Consider the following 11,554-nt stretch of genomic DNA (forward strand, 5'->3'; position numbering starts at 1 on the left):
CAGGGCTCTGCCGGAGGCGAGAAACCGTGCCGACAGGTCCCCGGGCCGCTACCGTGCGCTCATGTCCCGCCGCGAGCTCGTCGTCCTCGGCACCGCCAGCCAGGTACCCACCCGGACGCGCAACCACAACGGCTACGTCCTGTTCTGGGACGACGAGGCCGTCCTGTTCGATCCGGGCGAGGGGACGCAGCGGCAGATGCTCCGTGCAGGGGTGTCGGCGACGGACCTGACGCGGATCGCGATCACGCACCTGCACGGCGACCACAGCCTGGGGCTGGCCGGCGTCGTGCAGCGGATCAGCCTGGACGGCGTGCCGCACACGATCCCGGTGTCGTTCCCGGCGTCGGGCGCGGCGTGGGTCGACCACCTGATCGACGCGACGTCGTACCACCACCGCGCGGACCTGGAGCTCCAGCCGCTGGCCGAGGACGGGGTCGTCTGGCCCGTGCGACCGGAGCAGGGCTTCACGCTGCGCGCCGAGCGGCTCGAGCACGGTGTCGAGGCGTTCGGCTACCGGCTCGACGAGCCCGACGGCCGGCGCATGGTGCCCGCGCTCCTCGCCGCGGCCGGCGTCGCGGGCCCCACGATCGGGGTGCTCCAGCGCGAGGGGACGGTGGTCACGGGCGACGGGCGGACCGTCCGGCTCGAGGACGTGAGCGCCCGGCGCCGGGGGCAGTCGTTCGCGTTCGTCATGGACACGCGACTGTGCGACGCGGTGTTCTCGCTCGCGCGCGGGGTCGACCTGCTCGTGATCGAGTCGACCTTCCTCGACCGGGACCGCGAGCTCGCGCACGCGTTCGGTCACCTGACAGCGCTGCAGGCCGCCACGGTCGCGGCCGAGTGCGGCGTCCGGTCGCTCGTCCTCACGCACTTCTCGCAGCGCTACCAGGACGCGGGGGAGTTCTGGGCCGAGGCCAGGACCGTGTTCGACGGCGAGCTCACGGTCGCCGAGGACCTCGACCGGGTGCAGGTCCCGCCGCGCGTGCACTGAACGGTGGCGCGGTGCCCAGGTCGGACGCGGGGTGCCTCCCGTGGCACCCGCTACCCTCGGACGGTGCCCGACCAGCCTGGAGCCCCCGACGACGACCGCACGCCCCGCCGTATCGGCTGGGGGTGGTTGGCCCTGTCGGTGCTGGCCGCGGTCGCGGCGTTCCTGGCCGTCGCGGTCCAGGTGCGGCGGTGCGTCGAGGACCCGTCCGGTGGCGAGGCCCTCTGCACGACGGGCCCGGCGCTCGGGACCGGCGGCTGGATGGTCGGTCTCGCGGGGGCGTGCCTGGCGGTCTACGCGTTCCGCCGGGCGTTCGCCCGCCGCTAGCCCCGAGCGCCGCTGCCTGTCGTGCGTCGAGCACGAGGTTGCGGTCGCCCTGTCCGTTCTCACGACCGCGACCTCGTGCTCGACCGCGCGGAACCTCGTGCTCGGCACCCGGTCCCCGAGCGACCCGTCAGTGCCTCCCGCTACCGTCGCTCGCATGGCTGATCGCGCGCACGGCAACCCCACCCCGCCCACCGACTCGTCGGTCGACCGGGAGGACTGGTACGGACGCGACCTCGACGGCGAGGTGTTCGAGCGAGTGGCGTTCGGCGACTGCGACTTCTCGGAGATCACGACGACCGGCGCCACGTTCACGGAGTGCACGTTCCGCAAAGTGCGCTTCAACGCGTCGACCCACACGGACTCGGCCTTCGCGAACTGCACGTTCTCGCGCTGCTCGTTCTTCGACACCACGTTCACGCGCTGCAAGACGGTCGGTTCGGTCTTCACCGAGTGCGGCTTCGACCTCATGAAGGTCGTGGGCGGCAACTGGTCGTTCGTGGGCCTCCCCGGTGCGGACCTGCGCAGCGCGACGCTGACCGGCGCGCGGTTCCGCGAGGCAGACCTGACGGGCGCGCGCTGCCAGGGCGCCGTCCTGCGGGACCTCGACCTGTCCGGCGCCTGGCTGCACAAGGCCGACTTCACGGGGACGGACCTGCGAGGCAGCGACCTCCGTTCGCTCGACCCCCTGTCGAGCACGGTGCAGGGCGCGATCGTCGATCCTGCTCAGGCGCTCGTCCTCGCCGAGTCCCTGGGGCTGGACGTCCGGACGCACTGAGCGATCGCCCCCAGGTCGCAGAGGCGTACTGAGAGTCACGTCACGGTCACGTCATGATCGCGTCCGAGGCGTGTCTCTCTTCGTGACGGGCACCTCGTGGCAGGCACGGGGCGCCCCCGATCGTGCGCCCGGCGTCACCGGGACGCCGGAGGGACACCCATGGCGACGACGAGCGAGAAGAACCTCGAGGCACTGGCCGACGAGGAGCTCGTCGACGCCGTGCGCCGGGGCTCGCGGGACGCCTACGGGGTGCTGTGGACCCGGCACGCGGGTGCCGGTCGCGGTGCTGCCCGTCGGGTCACGTCGTCGTTCGACCCGGACGACCTGGTCCAGGAGTCGTTCGCGCGCATCCTGAAGGCGATCCAGGGCGGGCACGGGCCGACCGGCCCGTTCCGGCCCTACCTCTACCAGACGGTCCGCAGCGTCGCGATCTCCTGGTCGCACGCGCCGAACCCGATCGCGGTGGACGAGGTCCCGGAGGTCGTCGACCCGGTCGACATCGCCGACGGCGTGATCGAGGGCTCGGTCACCGTCACGGCGTTCAAGGCGCTTCCCGAGCGGTGGCAGGCCGTGCTCTGGTACACCGAGGTCGAGGGTATGGACCCGCGGGAGGTCGCACCGTTGCTCGGCCTGAGCGCGGGGTCGGTCTCCGCGCTCGCGTACCGCGCGCGCGAGGGCCTGCGCCGGTCCTGGCTCCAGGCGCACGTCAACACGGCCGGCGTCCCCGCCGAGTGCCGGTGGGCCGTCGAGCAGATGGGCGACTACAACCGGGGTGCCTTGAGCGCGCGCCAGAAGGACCGGTTCGAGGAGCACCTGACGGGGTGCCTGTCGTGCTCGATCCTCGTCGAGGAGGTCGACCAGGTCGCCTCCCGCCTGGGCCTGCTCCTGGTCCCGCTGGTCCTGGGGGTCCCGGCGGTCCTGGGCGGAGGCTCGTTCGCGCTGGGCGGCGCGGCGAGCGCCGCGCCGGTGGGGGCGTTCGTCGGCCCGACGGCGGAGCTCGCCTCCCCGGCTCCCGCCGGCTCGGGCGGAGCGTCGGGTGGACCCGGCCCGCTCGGCGCGGCGACGTCCGGAGCCGGTGCGACCGGCGGTGGCTTCTCGAGCGGGCTCGTCCTCGCACTGGTCGGTGCGGGCGTCGCGGTCGCGACCGGTGTGCTGGTCGTCGCGCAGCCGTGGGCAGCAGCGCCACCAGCGGTCGCCGAACAGCTCGCCGCCCAGGGCGACTCGCCAGGATCGGCCGACGGGGCGACCACCGTCATCCCTGGGACGACCGACCCCGCGGACATCCCGGACAGCGGGGCGGCCGAGCCCCCCGCGACGGGCACGCCGGAGGCGGGCGCCGGCCCGTCCGGCGGGGCAGCGTCGTCGGGGTCCTCGGGGACGAACCTCTCGCCTCCGCCGGGCACCCAGGTCGGGCCCGAGGCACCTGTCGTCCCGGCACCGCCCGTCGTCACCGAGCCGCCCGACCCCGTCGAGCCGGTGGACCCCGTCGACCCGGTGGACCCGGTGGACCCCGCCGACGTCCCGCCCGTCGCGCCGACCCTCGTCGCCCCGGCGCCGGGCGAGCTGGTCTTCCTGCCCGAGCTCTCGGGCACCGGGGAGGCCGGCGCGACCGTCACCCTGAGCGGTACCGACCTGTCCGGGGCGTCCTCGGTCCTGGCCACCGCGGACGTCTCGCCGGCCGGGACGTGGCGCGCGACGCCGTCGGGCAGCGGAGGAGGCTGGGACAGCCTCACCGTGACCCAGGAGCGTGGCGGGCTGACCTCTGAGCCGACCACCGTCCAGGGCCCGTTCACGTTCGCGCTGCCGTCGATCCTCACGCCCGCCGACGGGTCCGTCCTGTCCTGGGCGCCGTCGGTCGACGTCCGGATCGAGGGGCGTGCCGGGCTGACCCTGCAGGTCTTCGTGGACGGTGACGCCACGGGCAACCTGCACGGCGCGACCGGCCGCCCGCTCGACCGCGTGGTGTCGGGGCTCGAGCCCGGCGAGCACTCGATCGGGCTGCGCTACGTCCGGGCGGCCGGCGGCAGCGTGGTCGAGGCGGGGCCGACCGTGACGTCGAGGTTCACGATCACCGGTTGACCCGCCTCAGGACTCCCCGGCGGGGCGACGCACGACCGTCACGGGGCACGACGCGTACTCGACGACCTGTCGGCTGACCGAGCCGAGCAGCAGCCGGTCGAACCCGCCCGTGCCACGGTTGCCCACGACCAGGCGCTCCGCACCGTGGGACGCCTCGATCAGGCCCTTGGCCGGGTGCGCGTGCACCACGCTGCGGCGCAAGCGGTCCTCCGGGAGGTCCGCGCCCGCGGCCTCGAGGGCACGGTCGAGCTGCTCGCCCGCGAACTTCTCGTAGTCGTCGATCGGCGGGGTCCAGCCCCACGAGTCCGGCAACGGGGCGAGCGTGACGATCTGCCAGCAGAACACGGCGTCGAGCACGGCGCCCGTACGGCGGGCGACCTCGAGCCCGTGGCGCAGCGCGTGCACCGAGGTGCGCGAGCCGTCCACGCCCACGACGACGCGCGGCACGTCGCCGTCCGCCTCGGGAGCATCGCCGTCCTCGCTCGACCGCACGACCGTGACCGGGACCTCGATGGCGCCCTGCACGACGGCCGAGGACACCGATCCCAGCACCAGTCGCCCCAGGCGTCCCAGCCCTCGGCTGCCGACCACGAGCATCTCGGCGTGCTCGGCCCGGGCCAGCAGAGTGGCTGCGGGCGAACCCTGGACCTGCTCGGCGTGCGTGATCGCCTCGATGCCGGTCCGGTGCCGGGCCTCGTCCAGGAGGGTCAGGACCTGCTCCTGCTTGAGGTCCGCGAGGTGGCTGAAGTCTGAGGGCTCCGACGGGCGCGGACCGTCCTGCCACGAGGGCTCCCACGCGAGGACCGCGGTGAGCGGCACCCCTCGTGAGCCTGCCTCGGCGAGGGCCCAGTCGAGGGCCTCCTGCGACTGGACCGACCCGTCCACACCGACGACCACGTCACGCATCGACGTCACCTGCTCTCTTGCTCGACGACCGTCCAGTGCGACTGTGCACCGTCCGCACCACCCATCTTGGTCGTTCCCGGCAGCCACGTCACGCCTGGGCGTGTCTGCTTGATCACGCCACGGCGTCAGTACCGCGCGACGGGCTCGGACGAGTCAGAACCGCGGCCCGTCGTCACCGTGGAGGAGGTTGCGGATCGGTGCCGTGGAGATGTCCAGGCGGTCCACGAGGTCGGTCGGGCCGGACACGATCACGGCCCGGTCGCCGATCGGCACGTACACCGCGACCGTCCCCCGGACCGCGACCCGCACGCACGGGTGCGAGACGTCGTCGAGCACGAAGGCCGTGCGCTGCAGCGCGGCGAGGTCTACCTCCTCGACGATCGCTCGCATGGCCGAGCGGTAGTCCTGGTAGGCGTCGGCGAAGTCCGCGCCGGTCGGGCCCTCGGCCCCCTCGGGGACGTCGTTGTGCAGGGGCGAGGCCAGCGCCCCGCTGAGCGCGGCGCGCACGATGTCGTCGATCTGCTCGGGGTCCTCCGTGCCGACGCGGAGGGTCTCGACGTCGACCGCCTCGCCCACGAACGACACGTAGGCGCGCAGGAACCGCTCCTCGGTGGGGTCGCGGTCGTCGCCCGTCCCGGTGACGGTCTCCTCCTCGAGGTCCAGCCCCCACGTGAGCGGGTCGGAGATCTCGCCCACCACGCCGCTGAAGCGCGCGAAACGGGCGACGATCTGCTCCCACGACTCATGGGCGCCTGCTGGTTCGTCCGGCTTGTGCATCGTCCTCCCTCGGACTGGCGGGTGCCCCTGCCACGAGACTGCCCTCGCGGTGCTCCCGGGTCAACGATGCTGTCGGCGCGCCGGGAGCGCACGTCGGGGACCGGGTGAGTCCACCGGCCGGGACGCGTGGTCCGCCCGCCGGGACGTCCTCGTGGGCTGCGCGGACGCGTGCCAGTCTCGGGGGCATGACCCAGCGGAGCACGCGACCTGAGCGGCGTCCGGCAGGACGTCGACGACGCCGCGGCCCCGGCTGGGTCCCCGACCAGCACGGCGCGTGGGCGATGCTCGCGGTGCCGCTGCTGGTCGGCGTCGTGCTCGGCGGTCCGGCCTGGGTGCACGTGCCGCTCGCCGTCCTGTGGTTCGTGGGGTACTTCGCGTTCTTCGCCGCGGGCCTGTGGCTCAAGTCGCGCTTCAAGGCGCGCTACCTGCCGCCCGTGCGGGCGTACGGGATCGCGACGGTCGTCCCAGCCGTCGCGGTCCTGGTCCTGCGGCCCGACCTCCTGGTCTGGGTACCGCTGTTCCTCCCCCTGCTCGGGGTGAGCCTGTGGAGCTCGTACCGGCGGCGCGAGCGCTCGCTCCTCAACGACGGGGCCACGGTGCTCGCGGCATGCCTCATGCTGCCGGTCGCGTTCGCGGCGGGGACGGGTCCGGCGCCGGACCTGTGGCCGGGGATCTCCCTGCCCGACGGCGTCACGGGCCTCGGCGGGATCGGCTGGCCCCAGGTGTGGGGCGTCTTCGTCCTCGTGCTGGCGTACTTCGCGGGGACGATCCTCTACGTGAAGACGCTCATCCGGGAGCGAGGCGAGCGCTCCTACCTGGTCGCGTCGGCCGTCTACCACGTGGCCGCCGGGGTCGTCGTGAGCGTGGCGCTCGCAGCGGCCGGGCTCGCGTGGTGGCCCGCGGCGCTGCTGTTCGCCGGCCTGACGGTCCGGTCGGTGTGGGTGCCGAGGACCGACGCCAAGCCGTTGCAGTTCGGGATGGGAGAGGTCGCCGCGAGCGTTCTCGTCCTGGTGGTCGCGCTCTGGCTGCCCTCGACCCTCTCGGTCGCGGGGGCCGCCTGACCTCGTCCGACGCCCCCGGGAGACGAGGGCACCCGGGGCGCGGCGCCGTCGGGCAGGGGGCTCGGAAGAGCCTCCTCGGCCGCCCGCCGGCGCTCGGCCGAAAGGTCACGGAGCGACCCCCTCGTCACGCCCCTGGCGAACAAGGGCATATCCGTGGGGTCGGCCCCGTTGGTCACGGATAGAGTCGTTGCGGTCAGGCCTGAGCACCACCGGTGCGGGTGTACGCCGCTCGTGAGGAGCAGCACATGTTCGAGAGATTTACCGACCGAGCCCGTCGGGTCGTCGTCCTTGCCCAAGAAGAGGCACGGATGCTCAACCACAACTACATCGGCACCGAGCACATCCTGCTCGGCCTCATCCACGAGGGAGAGGGAGTCGCAGCCAAGGCGCTGGAGTCCCTGAACATCTCCCTCGACGGTGTGCGCTCGCAGGTCACCGAGATCATCGGCGAGGGCCAGCAGGCCCCCAGCGGGCACATCCCGTTCACGCCGCGCGCCAAGAAGGTCCTGGAGCTCTCGCTCCGCGAGGCCCTTCAGCTCGGCCACAACTACATCGGCACCGAGCACATCCTGCTCGGGCTCATCCGTGAGGGAGAGGGTGTCGCAGCCCAGGTCCTCACCAAGATGGGCGCCGACCTCAACCGCGTGCGCCAGCAGGTCATCCAGCTGTTGTCCGGGTACCAGGGCAAGGAGCCCGTCGCTGCGGGCGGCCCCGCCGAGGGCCAGCCGTCCGGCTCGGCCGTGCTCGACCAGTTCGGCCGCAACCTCACGCAGGCCGCACGCGAGGGCAAGCTCGACCCGGTCATCGGACGCACCTCGGAGATCGAGCGCGTCATGCAGGTCCTGTCGCGCCGTACCAAGAACAACCCTGTCCTCATCGGCGAGCCCGGTGTCGGCAAGACCGCCGTCGTCGAGGGCCTCGCCCAGGACATCGTCCGCGGCGACGTGCCGGAGACGCTCAAGGACAAGCAGCTCTACACGCTGGACCTCGGCGCCCTGGTCGCCGGTTCCCGCTACCGCGGTGACTTCGAGGAGCGCCTGAAGAAGGTCCTCAAGGAGATCCGCACGCGCGGCGACATCATCCTGTTCATCGACGAGATCCACACGCTCGTCGGTGCGGGTGCCGCCGAGGGCGCGATCGACGCGGCGAGCATCCTCAAGCCGATGCTGGCCCGCGGCGAGCTGCAGACCATCGGTGCGACCACGCTCGACGAGTACCGCAAGCACATCGAGAAGGACCCGGCCCTGGAGCGTCGCTTCCAGCCGATCCTCGTCTCGGAGCCGAGCCTGCCGCACGCGATCGAGATCCTCAAGGGTCTGCGCGACCGCTACGAGGCGCACCACCGCGTGTCCATCACGGACGCCGCACTGGTGGCCGCCGCGACGCTGGCCGACCGCTACATCAACGACCGGTACCTGCCGGACAAGGCGATCGACCTGGTCGACGAGGCCGGTGCGCGCCTGCGCATCCGTCGCATGACCGCCCCGCCCGAGCTCAAGGAGCTCGACGAGAAGATCGGCGAGGCGCGTCGCGACAAGGAGTCCGCGATCGACGAGCAGGACTTCGAGAAGGCCGCGCGTCTGCGCGACACCGAGAAGCAGCTCACGCAGCAGCGCGCGGACAAGGAGAAGGCCTGGAAGGCCGGAGACCTGGACACCGTCGCCGAGGTGGACGAGGACCTGATCGCCGAGGTCCTGGCCATGTCGACCGGCATCCCGGTCCTCAAGCTGACCGAGCAGGAGTCCGCTCGCCTGCTGAAGATGGAGGACGAGCTGCACAAGCGCGTCGTCGGCCAGGAGACCGCCATCAAGGCGCTCTCCCAGGCGATCCGCCGCACGCGTGCAGGCCTCAAGGACCCCAAGCGTCCGGGTGGCTCGTTCATCTTCGCCGGCCCCACGGGTGTCGGTAAGACCGAGCTGGCCAAGGCGCTCGCCGAGTTCCTCTTCGGGGACGAGGACGCGCTCATCCAGCTCGACATGTCCGAGTTCTCGGAGAAGCACACGGTCTCGCGTCTCTTCGGCTCGCCCCCCGGCTACGTCGGTTACGACGAGGGTGGCCAGCTGACGGAGAAGGTCCGTCGCCGTCCGTTCTCCGTGGTCCTGTTCGACGAGGTGGAGAAGGCGCACGCCGACATCTTCAACTCGCTCCTGCAGATCCTCGAGGACGGTCGCCTGACCGACTCGCAGGGCCGCGTGGTCGACTTCAAGAACACCGTCATCATCATGACCACGAACCTCGGTACGCGGGACATCGCCAAGGGTCTCCAGACCGGCTTCAACGCCGGCGGCGACCTGGTGACGAGCTACGACCGCATGAAGGCCAAGGTCAACGACGAGCTGAAGCAGCACTTCCGCCCGGAGTTCCTCAACCGCGTCGACGACGTGGTGGTCTTCCCGCAGCTCTCGCAGAAGGAGATCGTCCAGATCGTCGACCTCATGGTCGCCAAGCTGGACAAGCGCCTGCAGGACAAGGACATGGGCATCGAGCTCACGGACGCAGCCAAGGCGCTGCTCGCCGAGAAGGGCTACGACCCGGTCCTGGGTGCTCGTCCGCTGCGTCGCGCGATCCAGCGCGACATCGAGGACGTGCTCTCCGAGAAGATCCTGTTCGGCGAGCTCAAGGCTGGCCAGGTCGTCCTGGTCGACGCCGAGGGCGAAGGCCTGCTGGGCGAGTTCACGTTCCGGGGCGTCTCCAAGGACGACCACGAGCGTGGCCCGGTGAGCGTGGCCGCGACCGCGGCGCTCAACGCGCCGACGGGCATCTCCACGGCAGACCTCCCGCCGACCGGCGAGCTGCGAGCCGGCGCCGAGTGATCCTCCCGGCAGCCACCGGCTGTCGATCCCCGGTCGTCTGACGCCGACCGGACGAAGGGCCCTGATCCACACGGATCGGGGCCCTTCGTCGTCCCGGTGGCCGGTCGGCCGTGCCCCGAGCCCCGGGTGCGCGACGGGATCTAGTCGTGCCCCGCGAGCGAGGCGAGCGCGGTGCGCCAGAGCTCCTCGGAGTGCTCGACCGCCTCGGGGGTGTCGTTGTTGTCCTGCCGGATCGTCACGCGTGTGCCCTTGGGGTCCGGAGCGAGCGTGATCGCGACCTCGTGGTGGTTCTCCGGGACGTCGGGTGCGCCGCTCGCGGGGGAGAAGTGCGTGAAGCGCAGCGTCCTGGGGCGGTCGACCTCGAGGACCGTGCCGTGGTCCTCGAAGTGCTTGCCCTGGTACTGGCCCTCGAACGTGATGGTGCTGCCCGGCTGGTAGTCCGTCTCCACGTTCGCGCCCAGCATCCAGGTCGCGGACGGGTGGACCAGCTCGGCCCACACCCTCTCGGGGCGGGCGGCGATGTGGATCGAGGCGGTGGCGACGAGTCCGGTCATGGGACCTCTCCTCCTTGAGCGGTTTCCCTCGACCGTAGCGCCCTGCCCGGCGGTCGGCGCGGGCGGCGTGGCAGAAACCGAACGGGCGGATGGTCACCGAGCGTGCAGTTCGGGCTGTGAGTGGCTGCTGGGAACGACCCGAACTGCACGTTCGGCGTGGCTCAGAGGGCACTCGGGAACGGCCCCGCCAGGACGTCGCGGACCAGGGCGACGACTTCGGCTGGTCGACGGAGCTGCGCCCGGTCGACGACGAGAACCGTCCACCCGCACCGACGGAGCGCGTTGAGGCGAGCACGGTCCCGACGGATGCGGTCGGGAGAGTCGTGGTGCGCGCCGTCGTACTCGAGGGCGACCCTCAGGTGCGGCCACGCGAGGTCGACGCGCGCAACGAACCGACCGGTCGCGTCGCGCACCACGTACTGGGTCACGGGCCGCGGCAACCCTGCGAGGACGAGAGTCAGCCGGAGCGTGCTCTCTCGCGGAGATTCCGCTCCCGCGTCGCACAACGCGAGCACGTGCGGTACGCGGCGGACTCCCCGTGCCCCACGGTGCTCGACCGCCGCCGTGCGGACCTCCTCGGCCGAGACCCGGGAGAGTCTGAGCAGCGCGTCGATCAGCGGTACCGCCACGTCGAGCGGTTCGAGCCGGGCCAGGTCGATCATCGTCCGCACGGGGGACGTGACCCGTCCGAACCCGTTCCGGCGCCACACGTCGTCCGGCCCGAAGGTGGCTGAACGCATCGCCACCTGGGGGCGTGACCTGACCCGACGGGGGGTCGGGACCGCCATCTCGACCGGGTCGTCGGCGTCAGCCTGACGAGCGCCCCAGCACCACGCCGCGCTGCGACCACAGACGACGGTGTCGCTTCCCAGGGCCGCCCGGGCGCCGAGGATCATCGTGCCGTGGTCGAGGGGCTCGGTGGCGGCGATGTGAACACCGCGCAGGAGGCGGCGGTAGCCCGGCCCGCGGAGCTTCGCGGGTGTCGTCAGCGACAGGGCGGTGTCCCGCCGGAACGGATCGCTGCGCAAAGGTCGAGGAAGTGGAGAGGTAGGCATCGCGCAGTCTTGCGCGTACGGCGACTCGGGCCGGCAGGTCTGCTCCTAGCCCTGTGGGGAGCGGGGCACGGGCGTGTCCTGTGGACGGTGCAAGCGGGGGCCGCCGAGGGGTCTTCCCTCCGAGCGTGCAGTTCGGGCTGTGCGTGAACTCCCGGTGCAGCCCGAACTGCACGCTCGACGAGTCTCGGCCCCGCCCCGGCCCCCGCAGCGCCGGCACCC

At 72.2% G+C, this 11,554-nt stretch carries 10 protein-coding genes; 6 read left to right on the forward strand and 4 right to left on the reverse strand.

The window, feature by feature from the left end; all coding sequences use genetic code 11:
- The first annotated feature begins 61 nt into the window (after nucleotides 1-61).
- From H9641_RS02910 to H9641_RS02925, 4 genes are all read left to right on the forward strand, one after another.
- The gene (locus H9641_RS02910; protein ID WP_191800855.1) at nucleotides 62-991 is read left to right on the forward strand and encodes a ribonuclease Z; all 930 of its coding nucleotides are present in this window, start codon (nucleotides 62-64) and stop codon (nucleotides 989-991) included.
- A gap of 63 nt (nucleotides 992-1,054) precedes the next feature.
- Nucleotides 1,055-1,315 (forward strand): hypothetical protein, encoded by a 261-nt coding sequence (locus H9641_RS02915; RefSeq protein WP_191800857.1) that lies wholly within the window; start codon nucleotides 1,055-1,057, stop codon nucleotides 1,313-1,315.
- A gap of 154 nt (nucleotides 1,316-1,469) precedes the next feature.
- Nucleotides 1,470-2,090: a pentapeptide repeat-containing protein gene (locus tag H9641_RS02920; protein WP_191800859.1), complete on the forward strand. Its 621-nt coding sequence runs from the start codon at nucleotides 1,470-1,472 to the stop codon at nucleotides 2,088-2,090.
- Between the two features lie 159 nt (nucleotides 2,091-2,249).
- Complete coding sequence (locus H9641_RS02925; RefSeq protein WP_191800861.1) at nucleotides 2,250-4,169, forward strand: sigma-70 family RNA polymerase sigma factor; 1,920 nt, start codon at nucleotides 2,250-2,252, stop codon at nucleotides 4,167-4,169.
- 6 nt (nucleotides 4,170-4,175) lie between these two features.
- On the opposite strand, the gene H9641_RS02930 is transcribed toward H9641_RS02925, so the two are convergent.
- Entirely contained in the window at nucleotides 4,176-5,075 is a 900-nt protein-coding gene (locus H9641_RS02930) for a universal stress protein (RefSeq protein ID WP_191800863.1), read from the reverse strand.
- A 153-nt stretch (nucleotides 5,076-5,228) separates the two neighbouring features.
- Nucleotides 5,229-5,852 (reverse strand): hypothetical protein, encoded by a 624-nt coding sequence (locus H9641_RS02935; RefSeq protein ID WP_191800865.1) that lies wholly within the window; start codon nucleotides 5,850-5,852, stop codon nucleotides 5,229-5,231.
- A 185-nt stretch (nucleotides 5,853-6,037) separates the two neighbouring features.
- On the opposite strand from H9641_RS02935, the gene H9641_RS02940 reads away from it, so the two are divergent.
- Together H9641_RS02940 and H9641_RS02945 are read left to right on the forward strand one after the other, a co-directional pair.
- The gene (locus H9641_RS02940) at nucleotides 6,038-6,913 is read left to right on the forward strand and encodes a YwiC-like family protein (RefSeq protein ID WP_191800867.1); all 876 of its coding nucleotides are present in this window, start codon (nucleotides 6,038-6,040) and stop codon (nucleotides 6,911-6,913) included.
- Nucleotides 6,914-7,158: 245 nt separating this feature from the next.
- Entirely contained in the window at nucleotides 7,159-9,726 is a 2,568-nt protein-coding gene (locus H9641_RS02945; protein ID WP_191800869.1) for an ATP-dependent Clp protease ATP-binding subunit, read from the forward strand.
- A 140-nt stretch (nucleotides 9,727-9,866) separates the two neighbouring features.
- Here H9641_RS02945 and H9641_RS02950 read toward each other — a convergent pair whose 3' ends face one another.
- On the reverse strand, nucleotides 9,867-10,280 hold the full coding sequence (locus H9641_RS02950; protein WP_191800871.1) for an SRPBCC family protein: 414 nt from the start codon (nucleotides 10,278-10,280) through the stop codon (nucleotides 9,867-9,869).
- A 161-nt stretch (nucleotides 10,281-10,441) separates the two neighbouring features.
- Nucleotides 10,442-11,020, reverse strand: a complete 579-nt coding sequence (locus H9641_RS02955) for an endonuclease domain-containing protein (RefSeq protein WP_191800873.1) — start codon at nucleotides 11,018-11,020, stop codon at nucleotides 10,442-10,444.
- Between the last annotated feature and the right edge of the window lie 534 nt (nucleotides 11,021-11,554).

The sequence above is a fragment of the Oerskovia merdavium genome, from assembly GCF_014836755.1.
GTDB lineage: Bacteria > Actinomycetota > Actinomycetes > Actinomycetales > Cellulomonadaceae > Oerskovia > Oerskovia merdavium.

What these genes read in the sequence shown, in the direction of transcription:
- H9641_RS02910 (WP_191800855.1), top strand. Translation starts at nt 62, where the DNA reads ATGTCCCGCCGCGAGCTCGTCGTCCTCGGCACCGCCAGCCAGGTACCC.
- H9641_RS02920 (WP_191800859.1), top strand. Translation starts at nt 1,470, where the DNA reads ATGGCTGATCGCGCGCACGGCAACCCCACCCCGCCCACCGACTCGTCG.
- H9641_RS02925 (WP_191800861.1), top strand. Translation starts at nt 2,250, where the DNA reads ATGGCGACGACGAGCGAGAAGAACCTCGAGGCACTGGCCGACGAGGAG.
- H9641_RS02930 (WP_191800863.1), bottom strand. Translation starts at nt 5,075, where the DNA reads ATGCGTGACGTGGTCGTCGGTGTGGACGGGTCGGTCCAGTCGCAGGAG.
- H9641_RS02935 (WP_191800865.1), bottom strand. Translation starts at nt 5,852, where the DNA reads ATGCACAAGCCGGACGAACCAGCAGGCGCCCATGAGTCGTGGGAGCAG.
- H9641_RS02940 (WP_191800867.1), top strand. Translation starts at nt 6,038, where the DNA reads ATGACCCAGCGGAGCACGCGACCTGAGCGGCGTCCGGCAGGACGTCGA.
- H9641_RS02945 (WP_191800869.1), top strand. Translation starts at nt 7,159, where the DNA reads ATGTTCGAGAGATTTACCGACCGAGCCCGTCGGGTCGTCGTCCTTGCC.
- H9641_RS02950 (WP_191800871.1), bottom strand. Translation starts at nt 10,280, where the DNA reads ATGACCGGACTCGTCGCCACCGCCTCGATCCACATCGCCGCCCGCCCC.
- H9641_RS02955 (WP_191800873.1), bottom strand. Translation starts at nt 11,020, where the DNA reads ATGCGTTCAGCCACCTTCGGGCCGGACGACGTGTGGCGCCGGAACGGG.